The organism is Kitasatospora sp. NPDC041988, assembly GCF_055588525.1.
In genome coordinates, this window is record NZ_JBVJCO010000008.1 from 51,733 (window position 1) to 72,951 (window position 21,219).

Annotated in this window: 16 protein-coding genes, 1 tRNA gene, 1 pseudogene and 1 riboswitch; of the genes and pseudogenes, 15 read left to right on the forward strand and 3 right to left on the reverse strand. The window is 73.6% G+C overall.

Annotated elements, in window-relative coordinates:
* Positions 1–306 precede the first annotated feature (306 nt).
* From ACZ6NC_RS10630 to ACZ6NC_RS10655, 6 genes and pseudogenes are all read left to right on the forward strand, one after another.
* Positions 307–891, forward strand: a complete 585-nt coding sequence (locus tag ACZ6NC_RS10630) for a YqgE/AlgH family protein (protein WP_465731081.1) — start codon at positions 307–309, stop codon at positions 889–891.
* Positions 892–954: 63 nt separating this feature from the next.
* Positions 955–1,236: a DUF3039 domain-containing protein gene (locus ACZ6NC_RS10635; protein ID WP_174315682.1), complete on the forward strand. Its 282-nt coding sequence runs from the start codon at positions 955–957 to the stop codon at positions 1,234–1,236.
* An 85-nt stretch (positions 1,237–1,321) separates the two neighbouring features.
* Positions 1,322–2,932 (forward strand): beta-N-acetylhexosaminidase, encoded by a 1,611-nt coding sequence (locus ACZ6NC_RS10640; RefSeq protein WP_465731083.1) that lies wholly within the window; start codon positions 1,322–1,324, stop codon positions 2,930–2,932.
* A 311-nt stretch (positions 2,933–3,243) separates the two neighbouring features.
* Positions 3,244–4,110 (forward strand): FAD binding domain-containing protein, encoded by an 867-nt coding sequence (locus ACZ6NC_RS10645; RefSeq protein ID WP_396322794.1) that lies wholly within the window; start codon positions 3,244–3,246, stop codon positions 4,108–4,110.
* Between the two features lie 71 nt (positions 4,111–4,181).
* Positions 4,182–4,626: pseudogene (locus ACZ6NC_RS10650) on the forward strand ((2Fe-2S)-binding protein); the annotation flags it as partial.
* A gap of 865 nt (positions 4,627–5,491) precedes the next feature.
* Complete coding sequence (locus tag ACZ6NC_RS10655; RefSeq protein WP_465731085.1) at positions 5,492–7,819, forward strand: xanthine dehydrogenase family protein molybdopterin-binding subunit; 2,328 nt, start codon at positions 5,492–5,494, stop codon at positions 7,817–7,819.
* Between the two features lie 103 nt (positions 7,820–7,922).
* On the opposite strand, the gene ACZ6NC_RS10660 is transcribed toward ACZ6NC_RS10655, so the two are convergent.
* Positions 7,923–7,997: transfer RNA gene (locus ACZ6NC_RS10660), tRNA-Cys, on the reverse strand.
* Positions 7,998–8,233: 236 nt separating this feature from the next.
* A riboswitch (guanidine-III (ykkC-III) riboswitch) is annotated at positions 8,234–8,299 on the forward strand.
* A gap of 44 nt (positions 8,300–8,343) precedes the next feature.
* Here ACZ6NC_RS10660 and ACZ6NC_RS10665 point away from each other — a divergent pair.
* Positions 8,344–8,658, forward strand: a complete 315-nt coding sequence (locus ACZ6NC_RS10665; RefSeq protein WP_465731087.1) for a DMT family transporter — start codon at positions 8,344–8,346, stop codon at positions 8,656–8,658.
* 83 nt (positions 8,659–8,741) lie between these two features.
* Positions 8,742–10,181 (forward strand): MFS transporter, encoded by a 1,440-nt coding sequence (locus tag ACZ6NC_RS10670; RefSeq protein ID WP_465731089.1) that lies wholly within the window; start codon positions 8,742–8,744, stop codon positions 10,179–10,181.
* Between the two features lie 3 nt (positions 10,182–10,184).
* On the opposite strand, the gene ACZ6NC_RS10675 is transcribed toward ACZ6NC_RS10670, so the two are convergent.
* A complete protein-coding gene (locus ACZ6NC_RS10675; RefSeq protein ID WP_465731091.1) occupies positions 10,185–11,492 on the reverse strand; it encodes a polysaccharide deacetylase family protein in 1,308 nt (435 codons plus the stop codon).
* A gap of 420 nt (positions 11,493–11,912) precedes the next feature.
* Here ACZ6NC_RS10675 and ACZ6NC_RS10680 point away from each other — a divergent pair, with 420 nt between their 5' ends.
* From ACZ6NC_RS10680 to ACZ6NC_RS10690, 3 genes are read left to right on the forward strand one after another with little or no spacing between them, the layout of a single operon-like run.
* Positions 11,913–12,557 (forward strand): class F sortase, encoded by a 645-nt coding sequence (locus ACZ6NC_RS10680; protein WP_465731093.1) that lies wholly within the window; start codon positions 11,913–11,915, stop codon positions 12,555–12,557.
* On the forward strand, positions 12,554–13,879 hold the full coding sequence (locus tag ACZ6NC_RS10685) for an alpha/beta hydrolase (protein ID WP_465731095.1): 1,326 nt from the start codon (positions 12,554–12,556) through the stop codon (positions 13,877–13,879). Before ACZ6NC_RS10680 ends, ACZ6NC_RS10685 begins: the two co-directional genes overlap by 4 nt.
* Positions 13,846–16,413, forward strand: a complete 2,568-nt coding sequence (locus tag ACZ6NC_RS10690) for a bifunctional lysylphosphatidylglycerol flippase/synthetase MprF (RefSeq protein ID WP_465731097.1) — start codon at positions 13,846–13,848, stop codon at positions 16,411–16,413. Before ACZ6NC_RS10685 ends, ACZ6NC_RS10690 begins: the two co-directional genes overlap by 34 nt.
* Positions 16,414–16,572: 159 nt before the next feature.
* Here the strand turns inward: ACZ6NC_RS10690 and ACZ6NC_RS10695 are convergent, their stop codons facing one another.
* Positions 16,573–17,046, reverse strand: a complete 474-nt coding sequence (locus ACZ6NC_RS10695) for an SsgA family sporulation/cell division regulator (RefSeq protein WP_465731099.1) — start codon at positions 17,044–17,046, stop codon at positions 16,573–16,575.
* 331 nt (positions 17,047–17,377) lie between these two features.
* Here ACZ6NC_RS10695 and ACZ6NC_RS10700 point away from each other — a divergent pair, with 331 nt between their 5' ends.
* The 4 genes from ACZ6NC_RS10700 (at position 17,378) to ACZ6NC_RS10715 (ending at position 21,208) form a co-directional block, all read left to right on the forward strand.
* Positions 17,378–19,210 (forward strand): DEAD/DEAH box helicase, encoded by a 1,833-nt coding sequence (locus tag ACZ6NC_RS10700; protein WP_465731356.1) that lies wholly within the window; start codon positions 17,378–17,380, stop codon positions 19,208–19,210.
* A 135-nt stretch (positions 19,211–19,345) separates the two neighbouring features.
* Positions 19,346–19,711, forward strand: a complete 366-nt coding sequence (locus tag ACZ6NC_RS10705; protein WP_465731358.1) for a TM2 domain-containing protein — start codon at positions 19,346–19,348, stop codon at positions 19,709–19,711.
* Between the two features lie 104 nt (positions 19,712–19,815).
* On the forward strand, positions 19,816–20,199 hold the full coding sequence (locus ACZ6NC_RS10710; RefSeq protein ID WP_465731359.1) for a DUF2752 domain-containing protein: 384 nt from the start codon (positions 19,816–19,818) through the stop codon (positions 20,197–20,199).
* Positions 20,200–20,557: 358 nt separating this feature from the next.
* Complete coding sequence (locus ACZ6NC_RS10715; RefSeq protein WP_380316659.1) at positions 20,558–21,208, forward strand: IclR family transcriptional regulator; 651 nt, start codon at positions 20,558–20,560, stop codon at positions 21,206–21,208.
* Positions 21,209–21,219: the final 11 nt, after the last annotated feature.

Genomic DNA, 21,219 nt, shown 5'->3' on the forward strand with positions numbered 1-21,219 from the left:
CGCAATCCGGGGTGCCAGAGGAGTGGGTGTGGCTCCAGGAGGGGAGCCGGCGGTGGACCGGTCGTACGGGCGCGTTCGGGCCCCCGGCGTGACCGAGTCGGCACCGTATAAGGGCGTCCACCATCAGTAGATGGTAGTGGGCGTCCAGGTGGTTCCCGTGAGCCTCTCCCGTGATGGTGCTCTCTTGGGGTGGTGATCCGCCCGCCGGTGCGTCCGTACGGGTGTTCGTACGGCGCGGTGGCGGGCGTCCCGGGGCCTTCGTGTTGCGGTGTCCGCCCCCGGGGGTTCTGCGGGATCATGTGAGGCATGACGGCGGCCCATTCGCACGGAGGCCGGTCCCACACCGGCCGTTTGCTCGTCGCGACCCCCGTGCTCACCGACCCGAACTTCGCGCGGGCGGTGGTGCTCCTCCTCGACCACGACGCCGAGGGGGCGCTCGGCGTCGTGCTGAACAGGCCGACGCCGGTCGAGGTGGGCAGTGTGCTGGACGGCTGGGGCGGCCTGGTCGGGCCGCCGGCCGTGGTGTTCCAGGGCGGGCCGGTGGCCCTGGACTCGGCACTGGGGCTGGCGGTGGCACCGGGGGAGCCCGGCACCGTCGAACCGCTCGGCTGGCGGCGGGTGCACGGCGCGATCGGCCTGGTGGACCTGGAGGCGCCGCCCGAGGTGCTGGCCGGGGAGCTGGGCGGGCTGCGGATCTTCGCCGGGTACGCGGGCTGGTCGCCGGGCCAGCTGGAGGCGGAGATCTCCTCCGGTGCCTGGTACCTGGTGGACTGCGAGCCCGGCGACATCTCCAGCCCGGAGCCGGAGCGGCTCTGGCGTGCGGTGCTGCGCCGCCAGCGCGGCCCGCTGGCGCTGCTCGCGACGTACCCGGACGACCCCACGCTGAACTGACGTGCGACCGCCCCGGGCACGACACTGGCCCGCTTTCCCGGAGCCCCCATAGACTTGGCACTCATGAGCACTCTTGAGCCCGAGCGCGGCCTCGGCACCGGCACCCTGGTCGAGCCCGTCCCGCAGGTGTCCAACGGCGACGGCGACCACGAGCGCTTCGCGCACTACGTCCAGAAGGACAAGATCATGGAGAGCGCGCTCTCCGGTTCCCCCGTGGTGGCGCTCTGCGGCAAGGTCTGGGTGCCCGGGCGCGACCCGAAGAAGTACCCGGTCTGCCCGATGTGCAAGGAGATCTACGACGGCATCGGCAAGCCGCAGGACGGCAAGGGCGGCGACGACAAGTAGCCCGCCGGCCCGGACCGTTTTGCACAGCGGACCATTTCGCCAAGTGGTCTATGCCAATTGAGCCGGACGGGGGCAGGATGGCGGAATGGACCTCATTCCCGCCCCCTTGAGCTCCGTCCGCCTCCAGGACCAGGACTTTCCCCTCGACCGCGGTACCGCCCTTACCGCCCCGCCCGCGCTGGCCGGCGCCGAGCGGTGGCTGCGGACCTCGCTGACCGCCGCGACCGGACTGCCGCTCGCCCCCGGCCGGCCCGGGGAGGGCATCGAGCTGGTCCACGACGGGACGCTGGCCGGCGAGGCGTACCGGCTCTCGGTGCGCCCCGGCCGCGCCGTGATCACCGCGGGCGGCCCGGCCGGCGCGCTCTGGGGCGCGCAGACGCTGCGTCGGCTGCTCGGCCCGGACGCCTACCGCCGGGCCCCGCTGCGCGACGGCGGCTGGGTGCTCCCCGGTACCGACATCGAGGATGCCCCCCGCTTCGCCTGGCGCGGCGCGCTGCTGGACGTCGCCCGGCACTTCCTGCCCAAGGCCGACGTGCTGCGCTTCATCGACCAGCTCTCCGCGCACAAGCTCAACGTGCTGCACCTGCACCTGACCGACGACCAGGGCTGGCGGGTGGAGATCAAGCGCTACCCGAACCTGGCCGAGCAGGCCTCCTGGCGCGAGCGCTCGATGGTCGGCTACCGGGCCGGCGGGCGCCGCGACGACCGCCCGCACGGCGGCTTCTACACCCAGGACGACGTGCGCGAGATCGTCGCCTACGCCGCCGAGCGGGCGATCACCGTCGTCCCGGAGATCGACCTGCCGGGTCACTCGCAGGCCGCCATCGCCGCCTACCCGGAGCTGGGCAACACCGATGTGGTGGACACCGCGGCGCTGGGCGTCTGGACGGACTGGGGCGTCAGTCACAACGTGCTCAACCCCTCCGAGGCCACCCTGCGTTTCTTCGAGGGCGTGCTGGAGGAGGTGCTGGAGCTCTTCCCGTCCGAGTTCATCCACCTCGGCGGTGACGAGTGCCCCAAGGAGCAGTGGAAGGACAGCGCGGCCGCCCAGGCGCGGATCCGGGAGCTGGGCCTGGCCAACGAGGACGAGCTGCAGAGCCATGTGATCCGGCACTTCGACCGCTGGCTGGCCGGGCGCGGGCGCCGGCTGATCGGCTGGGACGAGATCCTGGAGGGCGGCCTGGCCCCCGGTGCGGCGGTCTCCTCCTGGCGCGGCTACGGCGGCGGGATCGCCGCCGCGCAGGCCGGGCACGACGTGGTGATGTGCCCCGAGCAGCACGTCTACCTGGACCACCGGCAGGCACCGGGCCCCGACGAGCCGATCCCGGTCGGCTTCGTCCGCACCCTGGAGGACGTGTACCGCTTCGAGCCGGTGCCGGCACAGCTGGACGAGGCCGCGGCCCGCCGGGTGATCGGCACCCAGGCCAACCTGTGGAGCGAGTTCACGGACAGCGCCCGGGACGTCGACTACCGGGCCTTCCCCCGGCTCGTGGCCTTCGCCGAGGTCGCCTGGTCCGCGCTGCCCGCCGACCCGGCCGCGCGCGACTACGCCGGCTTCGAGCGCCGGATGGAGACGCACCAGGCCGTGCTGGACGCGCTCGGCGTCGAGTACCGCCCGGCCGACGGGCCGCACCCGTGGCAGCGCCGGCCCGGCGTGGCCGGCCGCCCGCTCGACGGGCCGCCGCCGGCGGTCTGACGGCAGAGTGCCCGTGGCACTCGGGAACTTCTGAGTGGTCATCTGACGTCAAGAACAGATGAACATCTGCTCCGGTCCGGTCCGGACCGGAGCAGATACCGCCCGGTATCCGTCCCAATCGGGCAGTTCCGTACGCCCGCCCCGAAATGATCATCGAGCATTGTGTGCCAGAGTTGCCCAACCCGGCCCGATCGCCCGTACCCTACGGGCCAGGCCGGGCTGCCGACGCGGACACCCCGGCCGAGGGCCGCGGGCGGCAGGCGATCGATGAGCAAGTGGAGCACGGTGGGACCCAGGTGAACCGGACGATCATGCTGCCGGCCTCCCTCGACGAGGCCGTCGACGCGCTGGCCGCCACCCCGGCCGCAGTGCCGGTGGCCGGCGCCACCGACCTGATGGAGGCCGTCAATGCCGGACGGCTGCGCCCCGCCGCCCTGATCGGCCTGGGCCGGATCACCGAGCTGCGCGGCTGGCGCTACGAGGACGGCGGAACCGCCGTCCTCGGCGCGGGGCTCACCCACGCCCGGATGGACCGCCCCGACTTCGCCGCGCTCATCCCCGCCCTCGCCGACGCCGCCCGCACTGCCGGACCGCCGCAGGTGCGCAACGTCGGCACCCTCGGCGGCAACATCGCCACCGCAGCCCCGGCCGGCGACACCCTCCCGGTGCTCACCGCGCTGGAGGCCACCGTCACCCTCGCCCGGGCCGGCGCCACCCGCGAGGTCCCGGTCAGCCACCTGCTCACCGGCCTCGACCCGCTGCGCCCCGGCGAACTGCTCACCTGGGTCCGCGTCCCGCTGCTGCACGCCCCGCAGGTCTTCCTCAAGGCCACCGGCCGCAGCGGCCCGGCCCGCGCCACCGCCTCCGTCGCCCTCGTCCTCGACCCCGCCCGGCGCGCCGTGCGCTGCGCCGTCGGCGCCGTCGCCCCCGTCCCGCTGCGGCCGCTGGAGGCCGAGGCCTGGGTGGCCGGCTGCATCGACTGGGACGGCAGCCGGGAGATCGACCCCGCCGCGACCGCCGCCTTCGGCGAGTACGTGGCCGCGGCCTGCGTACCCGACAGCTACGGCGCCGAGGGCGCCTGGGAGGCCGTGACCGAGGGGCCGAGCGCGGCCGCCGTTCGGCTACGGCGTACCGTATCGGTGCTGGCCCGACGGGCACTGGGAAGGGCGCTGAAGTGACCACTGACCCCATCGAAACCCTCGACGCGGGCCTGTTCGACCACGCGCCGCAGGTCAGCCGCGAGCTGCGCCCCTGTGCCTCGTACACGCTGCGGGTCAACGGTTTCGAACGACCTGTCACCGACGCCTGGATCGGCGAGAGCCTGCTCTACGTGCTGCGCGAGCGGCTCGGCCTGGCCGGCGCCAAGGACGGCTGCGAGCAGGGCGAGTGCGGCGCCTGCTCGGTGCAGGTCGACGGGCAGCTGGTGGCCGGCTGCCTGGTGCCCGCCGCGCTGGCCGCGGACAGCGAGATCAACACCGTCGAGGGCCTGTCGGCCGGCGGCGGCGCCAGCGACGTCCAGCAGGCGCTGGCCGAGTCCGGCGCGGTGCAGTGCGGCTACTGCACGCCCGGCATGGCGATGGCCGTGCACGACCTGCTCCAGCGCAACCACCGGCCCACCGACGTCGAGGCCCGGCAGGCGCTCTGCGGCAACCTCTGCCGCTGCACCGGCTACCGGGGCGTGCTGGCCGCGGTCCAGACCATCGCCGACGCGCGCGCGGTGGAGGCCGAGGGCGCGGACGAGTCACCCGCCGAGGAGCCGGCCGGGGAGGCCGGCCCCCGGGCCGCCGGGGCCCCGGCCGCGGTCGAGGAGCCCGGGCCGGCCGCCGACCTGCCGGTGTACACCGACGAGGACGCCTGGATCGAGCACGTCCCGCAGCCGGCCGCCGAGGCGGTACCGGCCGGCGGGGCAACCGTCGGGACGACCGCCGGGACGGGCGTCGGCGTCGGCATGCAGTACGGCACGCCGGACGGCCACGGCGGCTACGACACCGGCGTCTACGACACCGCGGTGCTCCCGCCGATCCCGGGCATCCCCGCCCAGGCCGACGGCGGTCAGGGCTACTACCCGCAGCAGGGCTACCCCGAGCAGGCCGGCTACCCGGAGATGAGCGGGCAGGAGCCGGGCGCGCAGGACATGGGTGGCCTGCACGCCCCGGCCCACGGCAGCTACCCGCCCGGCGCCTTCCCCGACGGCGGCTACCCGCAGCAGCCCGGCTACGACGCGGCCTCGCCCTACGACCCCGCCTCGGCCTACGACGGCCCGGTCTACGAACCGACCCCCGCACACGGCACCGCCGTGCCCGGCCCTGCCTTCGACGGCACCGGTTACGGCGGTCCGGGTTACGGCGGTCCCGGTTTCGACGGCCCTGGTTTCGACGGTCCCGGTTTCGACGGCCCTGGTTTCGACGGTCCCGGTTTCGACGGCACGCCCGCGCACGGCACGCCGTACGTCCCCACGCCCCCGCACGGCGTCCCGGCCGAGGGCACCGCCCCCGCCGGCATCCCGTACGGTGCCACCCCCGCCCACGGCATCCGGCTCCCCGAGGACGACCACGCATCATGACGTCGCCTACCGACATCGGCGCAGCACCCCGGCAGGACGGCGACGAGGGCGGCGCACCGGAGCCGTTCGGGCTCGGCAGCTCCCCGCTGCGCAGCGACGCCCTGCCCAAGGCGCTCGGTATCTACCCGTACGCCGCCGACCTCTGGGCCGAGGGCCTGCTCTGGGGCGCGGTGCTGCGCTCGCCCCATCCGCACGCCCGGATCAACGGCATCGACACCTCGGCCGCGCTCGCCCTGCCCGGCGTGCACGCCGTGGTCACCGCCGCCGACCTTCCGGCCGGCCCGGACGGCGGCCCCGACGGCGCCCCGGCCGGCCCGATCGTCGCCGACCGGCCGGTACTCGCCGCCGGCGTGGTCCGCCACCACGGCGAGCCGGTCGCCGCGGTCGCCGCCGACCACCCGGACACCGCCCGCCTCGCCGTCGGCCTGATCACCGTCGACTACGAGCCGCTGGAGGCGGTCACCGACCCCGAGCAGGCCTTCACCGCTCCGGCGCTGCACCCGGACGGCAACCTGTTCCGCCACCTGCCGCTGCGCACCGGGGACCCGGACGCGGCCGGCGAGATCATCGTCGAGGGCCTCTACCAGGTCGGCCGGCAGGACCCGGCGCCGCTCGGCGCCGAGGCGGGCCTGGCCGTGCCGCGCCCGGACGGCGGCGTCGAGCTGCACCTGTCCTCCACCGACCCGCACGGCGACCGCGACCGCACCGCCACCTGCCTCGGCCTGGAGCCGGACCGGGTCCGGCTGGTCGTCACCGGCGTGCCCGGCGCCACCTCGGACCGCGAGGACCTCTCGTTCCAGGTCACCCTGGCGCTGCTGGCGCTGCGCACCGGCCGGCCGGTGAAGATGACGCTCACCCGCGAGGAGTCCTTCCACACCCACACCTCCCGCCACCCCGCGCTGCTGCGCTACCGCCACCACGCCGACGCCGAGGGCCGGCTGGTCAAGGTCGAGGCGCAGATCCTGCTGGACGGCGGCGCCTACGCGGACGTCTCCGCCGAGGCGCTGGCCGCCGCCACCGCCTTCTCGGTCGGCCCCTACGTCTGCCCGAACGTCTTCGTGGACGCCTGGGCGGTGCGCACCAACAACCCGCCGGCCGGCCGGATGCGCGGCGAGGGCGCCCTCCAGGCCTGCTTCGCCTACGAGTCCCAGCTGGACCAGCTGGCCGCCCGGGTCGGCGTCGACCCGGTGGAGATCCGGCGCCGCAACGCGATGGCCACCGGTGACCCGATGCCCACCGGACAGGCCGTCACCTGCCCCGCGCCGGTGGCCGCGCTGCTGGAGGCCGTCTCCTCCGAGCCGCTGCCGGCGCTGCCGGTGGACGACCCGGACGCCGAGTGGCTGCTGCCGGGCGGGCCCGGCGGCGCCGGCGACCCGGCGGCGGTGCGTCGCGGCATCGGCTACGCGGTCGGCATGGTGCACATGCTGGGTGCCGAGGGCGAGGACGAGGTCTCCACCGCGACGGTGCGGGTCAGCGGCGACCACGCCACGGTGATCTGCGCGGCCGTCGACTCCGGGCAGGGCTTCGCCACCCTGGCCCGGCAGATCGTGCAGTCGGTGCTGGGCGTCAGCGAGGTGTACATCGCGCCGGCCGACAGCGACCAGTCGATCGCCGGGCCCTCCGCCCGGGGCCGGCACACCTGGGTCTCCGGCGGTGCGGTCGAGCGGGCCGCGCTGATGGTCCGCCACCAGCTGCTCCAGCCGATCGCCGCCAACTTCGGGATGTCGGTCGAGCTGCTCCAGATCTCCGACGGCAAGATCACCTCCTACGACGGGGTGCTCGGCATGCCGGTCGCCGAGGCGCTGGAGGGCAAGGAGCTCTGGGCCACCGCGCAGTGCCGCCCGCACCCGACCGAGCCGCTGGACGAGGCCGGGCAGGGCGACGCCTTCGTCTCCATCGCGTTCTGCGCGATGCGGGCCGTGGTGGACGTGGACATCGAGCTCGGCGCCGTCCGGGTGGTCGACATGACGGTGGCGCAGGACGTCGGCCGGGCGCTCAACCCGCGCCAGATCGAGGACCGGATCGAGGCGGGCGTCGCCCAGGGCGTCGGCCTGGCCCTGCTGGAGGACCTGCGCACCGAGGGCGGCCTGCTGGTCAACCCCTCCCTCACCGGCTACCGCATGCCGACCGCCCTGGACACCCCCGAGGTCCGGATCGCCGCCCTGCTGGAGGAGCGCGACGTGGTCGCGACCTTCGGCGCCAAGGCGGTCAGCGCCGCCCCGGCGGTGGTCGCCCCCGCCGCCGTGGCCGCAGCCGTCCGCGCCGCCACCGGCCTCCCCGTCGGCCGCCTCCCCATCCGCCCGGAGGACGCCGTCGCCGACTGACCCGCCGGGGGTGGCCCGGCCGGCCACCCCCGGGAATTTCTCCGGGAAATGGAATGACGAATTGCCGGTCGGCGTGATGACGCCGACCGGCAATTCGCTTTCGTGGAGGCCATGACGGGAATCGAACCCGTGTAAACCGCTTTGCAGGCGGTTCCCTAAACCACTCGGGCACACGGCCGTGGGGTGGAGCTGTACTGCGGGTGCGGCTCAGGCGCAGCGGCAGCAGCGACAGGCGCGACAACACAGCGGAGCGGGGACGCAGGCGCGGAGGGCCGCGGGGGCCGCCGTCTTCCTGTCCATTGCCGACTCCTGTCGTCGTTCGCCGTGTTGGTGAATTCATCTTGGCGGAATGGGCGGCGGAACGTCAATATCCCTTTGTAAATTCCGTATGGCGGGTTGTGCTACCGTCGAAGGCAGGTGGTCGTTTTCCGGCCGCCCCGGACGAGCGCGTCGTACCCGGTGACGACAAGACGGCGCAGCACAGCGGCAATCCGGCCGCTGCTGACTGCGGAGGTGCTGTCGTCGTGGCGTGGCTCGTTCTGATTATCTCCGGCGTCCTGGAGACCGTCTGGGCGGTGGCCCTGGACTCGTCCAAGGGGTTCTCCCGGCTCGTCCCCACCGTTGTCTTCGGCGTCGCGCTGGCGCTCAGCATGGGCGGGCTGGCGTACGCGATGCGGTCCATCCCGATCGGCACCGGCTACGCGGTCTGGGTCGGCATCGGTGCGGTCGGGACGGCGCTGTACGGCATGGCGGTGCTCGGGGACGCGGTCACGGCGGCCCGGATCGGCTGCCTGCTGCTGATCGTCTCCGGTGTGGTGGGCCTCAAGGCGCTCCACTGAGGCGCGGCCTAGGTCCTTCGGAGTAGTCGATCACCGACCCGGGTCAGGGGTCATACCACCGGACGGGTCTTACGATGTTACGTATGACCACTGCCTCCCCCACCTCGGTCGATTCCGTCCCGACACCCCGCGAGGAGACCGACGCCGGCGGCGGGGTGCTCGGCGACCGCTACCGGGCGCTGACCCTGGGGATCGTCTCGGTGGTCCTGCTGCTCGCGTTCGAGGCGACGGCCGTCAACACCGCGATGCCGGTGGCGGCCCGTCAGCTGAACGGGCTCGGGCTGTACGCGTTCGCGTTCTCCGGCTACTTCACCACCACGCTGTTCGCCCTGGTCGTGTCCGGCCAGTGGTGCGACAAGCGGGGCCCGATGCAACCGCTGTTCACCGGTATCGCGGTGTTCGGTGCGGGCCTGGTGGTGGCCGGGGCGGCGCCCGGGATGTGGGTCTTCGTCGCGGGCCGGGCGATCCAGGGCCTGGGCGGCGGGCTGGTGATCGTCGCGCTGTACGTGGTGGTCGGCCGGGCCTACCCGGAACGGCTGCGGCCGGCCGTCTTCGCGGCCTTCTCCTCGGCCTGGGTGCTGCCCTCGATCGTCGGCCCGGTGGTGTCCGGCGCCGTCACCCAGCACCTGGGCTGGCGCTGGGTGTTCCTCGCCGTCCCGGTGCTGATCCTGCTGCCGCTGATGGTGATGGGCCCGGCGCTGCGCCGCTCGGAGAAGGAGCGGCCGGTGCTGAGGGGCGCCGACCTCGACCGCCGCCGTACCCGGCTGGCCGCGATGGCCGCGCTCGGCGCGGGCCTGCTGCAGTACGCCGGCCAGCGGCGGGACCTGATCGGGCTGATCCCGGCGGTCGCGGGTATGGCGTTGCTGCTACCCGCCGTACTGGGGCTGCTGCCCACCGGGACGCTGCGCGCGGGGCGTGGGCTGCCGACGGTGATCCTGCTGCGGGGGGTGGCGGCGGGGGCGTTCTTCGGGGCCGAGGTGTTCATCCCGCTGATGATGGTCACCGAGCGGGGCCTCTCCCCGACGCTGGCCGGGCTGACGCTGACCAGCGGCGGCCTCTCCTGGGCGCTCGGGTCCTGGCTGCAGGGCCGGCCGGGGGCGGAGCGGTTCCGGGAGGCGATGATCCGGGGTGGTTTCGTGCTGACCGCGCTGGCGATCGCGGGTGCGGCGCTGGTGCTCGTCCCGGCGGTGCCGGCCTGGGTGGCGGCGGTGGCCTGGGGTGTCGGCGGGATCGGCATGGGGCTCACGGTGGCGAGTGTCAGCGTGCTGATGATGAAGCTGTCGGCGCCGGAGGACGCCGGGGCCAACTCGGCCTCGCTGCAGGTGAGCGACGCGCTCGGCAACGTGTTGCTGACCGGCCTCTCGGGGGTGCTGTTCTCGGCGCTGGGCGGCGGCGCGGTGGCCGCAGCCCATGAGGGGGCCGAGGCCACCGGCTCGACCGGCGCGTTCGCGGTGGTCTTCCTGACGATGACCGGGGTGGCGCTGCTCGGAGCCCTGGTGGCCGGCCGGGTGCGCAGGAGCTGACGGTCACTTGCCCCCGGCGACGGGGGAGGCCGCGGCGGCGGTGGCACTCGCCGGGGCGGCGGAGCCGAGGAAGGTCTCCCAGCCGCCGGCCGGGGCCTGGCCGGGGGCGAGGCTCTGGAGCTTGCGCAGCACCGCCGGGTCCTGCGCCTCCAGCCAGTTCACCAGCTGGCGGAAGGAGACCAGCCGGACGTCGGGCCGGCCGGCGATGGCCCTGAGCGCGTCCTCGACGGCGTTCATGTAGATGCCGCCGTTCCACTGCTCGAAGTGGTTGCCGATGATGTACGGCGCCCGGTTGGTGGTGTACGCCCGCTCGAAGCCCATCAGGTAGGAGTCCCGCGCCTGCGTCTGGTACGCCGGGTGCAGCGAGGGGTCGGCCTTGGTGTTGCTGCCGGACTGGTTGAACATGATGTTGTAGTCCATCGACAGCACCTGGAAGGTGTGCCCGGGGAAGGGGATGGACTGCAGCGGGAGGTCCCAGAGCGCGCCGCCCTGGATCTTCTGCGGCCAGATCTGGGTGCCGTTGCCGCTGCTGTCGTACTTCCAGCCGCGCCGGGCGGCGGTCGGCAGCAGGTTGCGCTGGCCCTCCAGGCACGGGGTACGGCTGCCGATCAGCTCCTTGCGGTAGTCGAAGGGCAGCGCGGGCAGGTCGGTGAAGCCGGTGTTGGTCTTCCAGTTCATAACGAAGTCCATCGCCTGCTGGATCTCGCTGTCCCACTCCTGCGGCGACCACTGGCCGACGCCGGTGGCGCCGCAGAAGTGCCCGTTGAAGTGGGTGCCGATCTCGTGCCCGTCCAGCCACGCCGCGTGCAGGTTCTCCAGCGTGTCGTGGATGTGCTGGTCGCTCAGGTAGCCGATGTCGGAGGCGCCGACCTTGTGCTGCGGCGGGCGGTAGAGGTCCTTCTTGGACTCGGGCAGCAGGTAGAGGCCGCTCAGGAAGAAGGTCATCGACGCGTTGTGCTCCCGCGCGAGCTTGCGGAACCGGCCGAAGAGGCCGTTGTCCAGCTCGCCGGCGCCGTCCCAGGAGAAGACCACGAACTGCGGCGGGCGCTCGCCGAGCTTCAGGGGTTCGGCGGTGGGCTGGCCCGGCTGCGGGCCGGTGTCCGAGGTGGAGCCGTCGCCGATCAGGATGGCGGGGGGCTTGTGGGTCTCGGATGTGGGTGCGGCCTGGTCCGCCGCCGGGCTGGCCGGTACCGGTACCGGCGTGGCCGCCTGCTCGCCGCCCGTCCCGCTGGTTCCGCCGCAGCCGGCCGCGAGGGTGGCTGCGGTCGCGGCACCGGCGGCCAGTAGGGTGCGGCGGGAGAGAGCGTCCATGGTCACTCCGTTCGTGAGGCGTGCGGGCGGCGTGCGACAGCCGGGTGGAGGGGAGTGGTCACACGTCCGGTCAGACAAGTGCGGTGATAGACCTTGGGGCGGGGTCAGCATGGCATGTGGTCGCGATCGGTCGGCGATACACCACGGACGGTCGGAAGTGATCGCCCGATTGATGCAACCGGACTGGCGGCTGAGGTTGTCGATGTCCATGCGGGTGGAACCGGGTGGGTCACTCCGGCGCCCGCTGCTCTCTCTGGGTGGTCGACGGCCTACTCGGAGCACACCTCGGGCCCCCGACCCTGCCAATCGGGGGGTGTCAGTACGACCCTCGTACTGATGTGCCTTAAGGTCCGGTCCGGTTGAATTGGTTCTCAGGGAACTCCCAGGAACCAGCACGTCGTCAGCAGAGGGGAGCGCCGGGTGGGCGCCCAGCAGAGCAGGAGCCCGTGGCCGGGCACCCTGGCGGTCGGCGCCGCGCTCGTCCTCGGTGCCTGGCTGCTGAACCAGGGCGGCCACCTCGAACTGCCCCCGGCCCCGGCCGCCGGCCAGGCCCTCTCCGGCTTCGCCCCGGTCTCCGTCGCCCCTCCGCTCGGCCCCTCCGCCCCCACCCGGATCCGGATCCCCGCCGTCAAGCTCGACGCCCCCGTCACCGGCCTCGGCCTCGACGGCGAGGGCCACCTCCAGACACCCCCGGAGGCCGACCGGAACCTGGCCGGCTGGTACCGCGGCGGCGCCACCCCCGGGCAGCGCGGCACCGCGATCATCGCCGGGCACGTCGACAACCGGACCGGGCCCGCCGTCTTCTATCATCTGGGAGCCCTGCATCGCGGCGACCGGATCGAGATCGCCCGCGAGGACGGCGCCACCGCCGTCTACCAGCTCTACGCCATCGAAGTGCACGACCGAAAGGACTTTCCGGACGACCGGGTGTACCGCCAGGCCGCCGACGCCCAGCTCCGGGTGATCACCTGCGGCGGCGGGTACAGCGAGGAACGCGGCTACCAGGGGAACGTGGTCGCCTACGGCTTCCTGGCCGACACCACCCGGCCGGGAAAGAAGATATGACGCCCGTCTCGCTCGCCGTCCGCTGGAACCCGATCGACTGGCCGCTGACGCACGGCCCGATCCCGCAAGCCGTGCTCGCCGCCGGCTGGGGAGCCCTGCTCCTGCTGGCGCTGGCCCGCGGCCGCGCCTGGTGGAGCCGCCGGCTGCCCGCCGCGCTGCTCGCTGCCGCCGTGCTCAGCCTGCTGGTGGACACGGTCGTCGACGGCTGGTGGCACCCCTTCCCGGAGGGACTGCCGCGGTACGTCCGGTGGTGGATAGCCGTCGCGCTCCTCGCCTGCTGCCTGGCCGGCTTCCGGGCGCCCAGGCTGCCCCGCCGGGGCAAGCTGCTGGCGGTCGGCGGCGCGGCGCTGGTCCTGCTGATGTCCTCCTCGCAGGTCAACCGCGGCTTCGACCAGTACCCCAGCGGCCGGGTCATGCTCGCACCCTGGCTCAACAAGACGCAGGAGCTGACCACCAGCAAGAAGGCCGACACGGTGGCGGCGCCGCCCGGCAAGGCGCTCTCCGAGGTCTGGCACGCCCCGCCGGGGCTGCCGGCCAAGGGCACCGTCTCCCGGACACCGATCCCCGGGACCAAGTCCGGCTTCAAGGCCCGCGACGCCTACGTCTACCTGCCGCCCGCCTACCAGGTCTCCCCCCGGCCGCTGCTGCCGGTGGTGGTCCTGCTGGGCGGCCAGCCGGGCGTGCCCGAGGACTGGGTGAACACCGCCCAGGTGAACGAGTCACTGGACGCCTTCGCCGCCGAACACGAGGGCCTGGCGCCGATCGTGGTGATGCCCGACCAGCTGGGCTCCACCTGGGCCAACACCCTCTGCTTCGACTCGAAGATCGCCAAGGTCCAGACGTACCTGGCGGAGGATGTCCCGGACTGGGTGCACCAACACCTCCAGGCCGCCAAGGGCCGGGGCTCCTGGTCGATCGGCGGCGCCTCCATGGGCGGCACCTGCGCCCTCCAGCTCGCGGTCAACGCCCCCGAGGTCTACGGCTCCTTCCTCGACATGTCCGGCCAGGACGAGCCCACCCTGGGCACCCGGGCGGAGACCGTCAACGCCGCCTTCGGCGGGGACAACGCGGCGTTCGAGGCCGTCGACCCCCTGCACCTCATGGCCCGCAAGCAGTTCCCGGACACCGCTGGCGCGATCGTCGTCGGCCGCACCGACGAGCAGTTCCGCGGGCAGCAGGAGAAGGTCTACCAGGCGGCACTGGCGGCGGGCATGAAGGCCAAGTTCGAACTGCTGCCGGGCGGACACGGCTGGGTGATCTTCCGGCCCGGAATCATCAGCCAACTGCCGTGGCTGGCCCAGCAGACCGGGCTGACGCCGTGATACGGCTCGGAACGGCCCCGGCACTGCCCGCCCACCGGATCGGCCCCGCCGCCCCGGTGCCCGAAACCGCCCGGGAACCGGGCCCGCAGCCCGGCCGGCGGGCCCCCGCCGGGCCGGCCGCCCGGCTGCGCGCCGCGCCGCTGACCCTCACGCTGCTCGCCGTCCTCTGGGCGGTCGGCGGTGCCACCGGCAGCCTGGCCCACGGCCCCTCCCGGGGGCTGCTGGCCCAGGTGGGCGTCGGCCTGCCCACGCTCACCGAGGGGCGCTGGTGGACACCGTTCACCTCGCTGTTCTGGTGCCCCAGCCCCACCTCGTACGTCTTCACCAGCCTGCTGCTGCTCCTCGTCGGACCGGCCGCCGAGAGCCGGCTCGGGCAGCTGCGGACGGCCGGCGTGCTGGTCACCGGCCAGCTGGTGGGCACCCTGCTCGGCACCGGGGTGGTCGCGGCCGGCTCGCGGACCGGCGAGCAGTGGACCGCCGCCGTTGCCGGGCAGACCGCCATCGGCCCGGCCACCGGCCTGTTCGCGCTGGCCGGAGTGCTCGGCTTCCGGCTCACCGTGCTCTGGCGGCGCCGGCTGCACCTGCTGGTGGTGCTCGTCCCGCTGGTGATGACGCTGTACGTCGGCCACCTGCAGAGCGTCCAGCGGTTCGCCGGCGCGCTGCTCGGCCTCGGCGCCGGCGCGCTGCTGGCCCGGGGCCGGTGGCAGCTGCGCCAGCACCGCTCCTCGCACACCGAGACCCGGGTGCTGGTCGCGCTCTGCCTGGTGGCCGCCGCCCTCGGGCCGCTGATCGCCTCGCTGTACGACAACGCCGCCGGGCCGTTCAACACCTTCTCCGAGCTGTACTTCTCCCACCGCCTCACCCCCGACGAGGTGGCCGACTTCTGCGCGCTCTCCGCCCACGACTGCGCCCGTGCGCACGCCGTCGAGCGGATCTTCGACACCCCGGCCCGGCTGATGGCCGCGCTCTTCCCGGCCCTGCTGCTGGTCCTCGCCGAGGGGCTGCGGCGCGGCCTGCGGCTCGCCTGGCGGATCACCGTCGCCACCGAGCTGCTCTGGGCCGCGCTGCTGGTCTGGCTCTTCACCGAGACCGGGACGGGCTCCGGGGACGTCGTGCAGTACTTCGTCGAGGCGCTGCTGCTGCCGCTGCTCACCACCGGCCTGCTGCTGGCCACCCGGCAGCGGTTCGGCCTGCGGCTGCCACGCGCGGTGCTCGGCCGGCTCGCCGCCCTGCTCGGCGGTGCGATGCTGGCCGCCTCCGCCGCGTACGCGGGCCTCGGCCTGCTGCTGGCCGGGCAGTTCGAGCCCGGCGCGACCTTCCGCGGGCTGGTCTCCGGGCTGCCGGCGCAGTTCCTGCCGCCCGCCTACAACGACCTGCTGCCCGACTACCCGATAGCCGTCGGCGGGCCGGCCCGGCTGTTGGAGACGTACTGCGGCCTGACCTTCTGGCTGGTCGCGCTGGCCGCGCTGCTGGTGGCCTTCCGGCGGCCGGTGGTACACGCGGACGCCGCGGACGCGGCCCGCGCCCGGGCACTGCTCACCGCGTACGGCGGCGGCACGCTCTCCTTCATCACCACCTGGGACGGCAACCACTACTGGTTCGACGAGGAGGGCCGGGCGGCCGTCGCCTACCGGGTGCTCTCCACCGTGGCGCTGACCACCGGCGACCCGTTCGGCGAACCGGAGGCCCGCCGCCGGGCGGTGGCCGGCTTCGCCCGCTACTGCGACGCGCGCGGCTGGACGCCGTGCTTCTACAGCGTCACCCCGGAGACCAGGGCCGCCGCCGGACAGCTCGGCTGGCGCTCGCTGCAGGTCGCCGAGGACACCGTGGTCGCGCTGCCCGAGCTGGCCTTCACCGGCCGCAAGTGGCAGGACATCCGCACCGCCCTCAACAAGGCCGGCAAGCAGAGCATCACCGCCGAGTGGTGGTCCTACCACGACGCGCCGCTCGCGCTGCGGGACCAGATCCGCTCGATCTCGGAGGAGTGGGTCTCGGAGAAGGGCCTGCCCGAGATGGGCTTCACCCTCGGCGGTCTGGAGGAGCTGGACGACCCGGCGGTCCGGCTGCTGATCGCGGTGGACGCCGACCGCACCGTGCACGGGCTGACCAGCTGGATGCCGGTGTACGAGAACGGGGCACCGGTCGGCTGGACGCTGGACTTCATGCGCCGGCGCTCGGACGGCTTCCGCGGGGTGACGGAGTTCCTGATCGCCTCGGCCGCGTTGGGCTTCAAGGAGGAGGGTGCGCGCTTCCTCTCGCTCTCCGGCGCACCGCTGGCCCGCTCCGGGCAGGAGACGGCGCCCACCGGCCTGCAACGGATGCTGGACTGGATGGGGCGGGTGCTGGAGCCGGTGTACGGGTTCCGCTCGCTGCTCGCGTTCAAGGCGAAGTTCCAGCCGGAGTACCGGCCGCTGTTCATGGCCTATCCCGACCCGGCGGCGCTGCCCAGCATCACCCGGGCGATAGGCAAGGCCTACCTGCCGCACCTGACGGCCGCGCAGGGCGTCCGGCTGATGCGCCGGCTCTCCTCCTGACCCGTCCGGGCCGGCCCTCCCGGGCGGGGGAGCGGGGCGGCCGCCGACGGGCTCGGCCCTTCTCCCCCGGCCTTCGGCCGGGGGTGCCCCAGCCCGATGGTGGGCGAGGAGGGCGGGACGCGGCCGCGCTCCCGGACACCGGGGCTCCGGCGACCCGCCCTAACCGAGGAGCTCGGCCAGGGCCCGGTCGGCGTCCAGGTGCAGGTGCTCCTCGCCCTCGGGGACGACCAGCCGGCTGCGCCAGAGGAAGCGGCGCAGGTCGGTGGTGTCGAACTGGAGCAGCGCGGTGCCCTCGGGCGCGCGCAGCTCCACCATGGTGCGCCGGCCGATCGCGGGCCGGATGTGGACGTCGCCTACGCCGGCGGGCAGCTCCAGGCCCGCCGAGAGCAGCTGGCGGGCGAAGACCCAGACGATGTCCGGGCCGCCGTCCCGGTCGCCGTCCTGGCCGGTTTCCTGGCCGTCGGCGGGGCCGGGCCGGTCGGCCGGCTCGTCCAGCGAGAACTCGGCCGGGAACGCCATCCGGACGGCGAGCGGGTCCTCCGGGCGGTAGGACAGGGTGACCCGCAGCCGGGCGGAGCGGTGGGTGGAGAGGATCAGGCGGGCCTGGACGTTCTCTTCGACGGCGGTGTGCACGGCGCGTCCTTTCTCAGTGGTGTGGGGCCTTCTCGGTGGCGTGAGGCCGTGGTGACGGCTGTGGAGGGTGGGGCGGCCTCACCTTGGTGAGAGTCGGCCGGGGCGGTTGCGATTACCCGCTTTTCCCGGTCGATTGCCGTGACCCGCGTCACATCCATTTCCGGCCGCGCGGGCCGCGCGCGGGCCGGGCCTGGCCGCCCGAACGGCGCCGGGCCGGGTAGGCTGGGCGGGTTGTCCGATTGCCTCCCGACCGCGGATCAGGGCTGCCAAACCGCCTCTGACCTGCGATGATCCCCCCTCGGAGACCGTGAGTACTGCCGCCGCCTCCTCGATGCCGCTCTTCTCCGACGCGCATGAGCCGCACGCGCCCGTCCGGGCCGCCGGCCATGCGTCGTCCGCCGGCTCGCACCACCTGTCGCCGGCCTTCCCCGGCCGGGCCCCCTGGGGTACCGCCGGCAAGCTGCGGGCCTGGCAGCAGGGGGCGCTGGACAGGTACATCGAGAACCAGCCGCGCGACTTCCTCGCGGTCGCGACCCCGGGCGCAGGCAAGACCACCTTCGCGCTGACCCTCGCCTCCTATCTGCTCCACAACCACCTGGTGCAGCAGATCACCGTGGTCGCGCCGACCGAGCACCTGAAGAAGCAGTGGGCCGAGGCCGCCGCCCGGATAGGCATCAAGCTGGATCCGGCGTACTCCTCCGGACCGCTCTCCCGGGAGTACCACGGCATCGTGGTCACCTACGCGGGCGTCGGCGTGAACCCGATGCTGCACCGCAACCGCACCGAGGCCCGCAAGACGCTGGTCATCATGGACGAGATCCACCACGCCGGTGACTCCAAGTCCTGGGGTGAGGCCTGCTTCGAGGCCTTCGAGCCGGCCTCCCGCCGGCTGGCGCTGACCGGTACGCCGTTCCGCTCCGACACCAACCCGATCCCGTTCGTCCAGTACGAGGCGGGCGGCGACGGCATCCGCAAGTCGGTCGCCGACTACACCTACGGCTACGGGCACGCGCTCGCCGACCACGTCGTCCGCCCGGTGATCTTCCTCTCCTACAGCGGCAACATGCGCTGGCGGACCAAGTCCGGCGACGAGCTGGAGGCGCGGCTCGGCGAGCCGATGACCAAGGACCTGATCGCCCAGGCCTGGCGCACCGCGCTGGCCCCGCAGGGCGAGTGGATCCCCAGCGTGCTCCAGGCGGCCGACCGGCGCCTCACCGAGGTCCGCAAGGCGATCCCGGACGCCGGCGGGCTGGTGATCGCCACCGACCAGAACGTGGCGCGCGCGTACGCCAAGATGCTGCGCGAGATCAGCGGCGAGAAGGCCACCGTGGTGCTCTCCGACGAGGCGGAGGCGTCCAAGCGGATCTCCGACTTCGCGGCGGGCGACTCGCGCTGGATGGTCGCCGTCCGGATGGTGTCCGAGGGCGTCGACGTGCCGCGCCTGGCCGTCGGCGTGTACGCCACCTCGATCTCCACCCCGCTGTTCTTCGCCCAGGCCGTCGGGCGTTTCGTGCGCGCCCGCAAGCGCGGTGAGACGGCGTCCGTCTTCCTGCCGACCATCCCGACGCTGCTGGGCTTCGCCAACGAGATGGAGCTCCAGCGCGACCATGTGCTGGACCGGCCGAAGAAGGAGGGCGAGGGCCTCTTCGACGAGGAGGACCGGCTGCTCGCCGAGGCCGAGCGGGCCAATGACGGGCCGGACGGCGCCGGCGGCGACGAGTTCTCCTACGAGGCGATCGGCTCCGACGCGGTCTTCGACCGGGTGCTGTACAACGCCATGGAGTTCGGCATGCAGGCGCACCCGGGCAGCGAGGAGGAGGAGGACTACCTCGGCATCCCGGGCCTGCTGGAGCCGGACCAGGTGCAGATGCTGCTGCAGAAGCGCCAGCACCGCCAGATCCAGCGCAGCAAGGCCAAGCCGGCCGAGGAGGCCGACCTGCTGGAGCTGCCGGCCGAGCAGCGGCCGGTCGTCACCCACCAGGAACTGCGCGAGCTGCGCAAGGAGTTGAACGCGCTGGTGGCGGCCTGGCACCACCGGACCAGTCAGCCGCACGGCACCATTCACAACGAACTGCGCCGCCAGTGCGGCGGTCCGCTCACCGCGCAGGCGACCGTCAATCAGCTGAAGGCGCGGATTGAACGAATCCGGGAATGGGCGAAGTAACGGTCCGCCAGCCGGTAATCCGACATATCCCTAAGGCCATGTGACAGTCAGGTATACGCGAAGGAATTGTAGAGACATCCGGTGTGATGATCGGCTAGTGTTCCGCGTGCCACGCCGCCCTTCGGGCCGTCAGAGCTGTGCGCCGACCCGCCCGGGACGGCCGCCGCAGCCCCCGATGCGTCAGGCCGGCAACCTCACCGACCCGAGGACGCGACAACCGTCGAGCCCGGGCCTGTCGTCACAAGGAGCACACCGAACGTGTCGTACCCCCCCTACGCCCAGCAGCCCGAGCTGTCCGACAAGTCGAAGATCGTCGCGGGCATCCTGCAGCTCTTCCTCGGCGGGTTCGGCGTCGGCCGCTTCTACACGGGCCACATCGGCATGGGCATCGCCCAGCTGCTGACCTGCGGTGGTCTCGGCTTCTGGGCCCTGATCGACGGCATCATGTTCCTCGTCAGCAACGACCGCACGGACGCCCAGGGCCGTCTGCTGCGCGGCTGACCTTGGGCTTGCCACGCCTGGCGCGCCGCCCCGGCTCCGGCCGGGGCGGCTTCGCCGTGCCCGAGCCCCCGGCCGGCCGGTCTGCCCCGCCCGCCCGGCTCGCCCTGCCCGCCCGTCTCCGCACCGCGGGGCCGCCGCTGGCGGTGGCCGCCGGTGGCCTGGCCGGCTCCGCGTACCTGTGGTCGCGCAACCCGCACCTGCCCGGGCAGGTGCTGCCGTTCTGCCCGTGGCGGAAGATCACCGGGCTGCAGTGCCCCGGCTGCGGCGGCACCCGGATGACGTACGACCTGCTGCACGGTGACCTCGCGGCGGCCTGGCACGACAACGCAGCGCTGCTGCTCTCGCTTCCGCTGGTCGCGCTGCTCTACCTCACCTGGCTGCGGCACGGGCTGGCCGGGCGGAGCTGGCGGCCCCCGCTCGAACGCCGCGGCACGGCGGTGCTGCTCGGCGTCGCGGTGGCCTGGACGGTGCTGCGCAACCTGCTCTGACCCGCCGCGCGGGTGGCGGCGCCCCCACCGGCCCGGCTGTCCGGACTTCGGAGTGTGCTCGAACCTGCGCCCGGTCGGCGCCGGTGAAATATTCGCATTTGCCCGTATTTGGCATGCCGGGCGAAATTGATCATGCCCGAATTTTGGACAAGCACTTCCGCCGCGACAATTCCTTCACTACCTTTCCCACACGCTCTCCCGCCGGGAAACCCCCCGCGAGACGGGCGCCGCAGGACCGCCAGGACGTCAAGGACGACACACCGCGGCCCGAGCGCGGCCACCCGCCTGCGTGCGACACCTTGAGTCCCGGACCGGCGCCGCCGTTCCGGCGACCCGCCGCGGAAAGGAATTGCGCGTCGTGACTGCAGAGACCTCCCAGACCTTGGACCGTGGCGTCCGGGTCCTCAAACTCCTCGCCGACTCCGAGCGTGGGCTGACCGTCACCGAGCTGGCGGCCCGGCTCGCCGTCAACCGGACCGTCGTCTACCGGCTGCTGGCAACCCTGGAACAGCACGGGCTGGTCCGCCGGGACATCGGCGGGCGGGCCCGGGTCGGCCTCGGCGTGCTGCGGCTGGCCCACCGGGTGCACCCACTGCTGCGCGAGGCGGCGTTGCCGGCCCTGCGCAGTCTGGCCGAGGACCTCGGCGCCACCGCCCACCTCACCCTGGTGGACGGCAACGAGGCGCTGGCCGTCGCCGTGGTCGAGCCCAGCTGGACCGACTTCCACGTCGCCTACCGGACCGGGCTGCGCCACCCGCTGGGCGAGAGCGCCGCCGGGCGGGCGATCCTGGAGGCGCGCGGATTCCCCAGCCAGCGCCGTCCGGAGCAGGGCTTCGTCATCACCCGCGCGGAGGAGCAGTCCGGGGCGTGCGGCGCGGCTGCCGCGCTGGTCGGGCTGAGCGGGATCGAGGGCAGTGTCGGCGTGGTGATGCTGAACGGGCTGGTCCCCGAGCGGGTCGGCCCCCGGGTGGTGGAGGCCGCGACGGAGGTCGCCGACGCCCTGCGGTAGCTCCCGGTGTG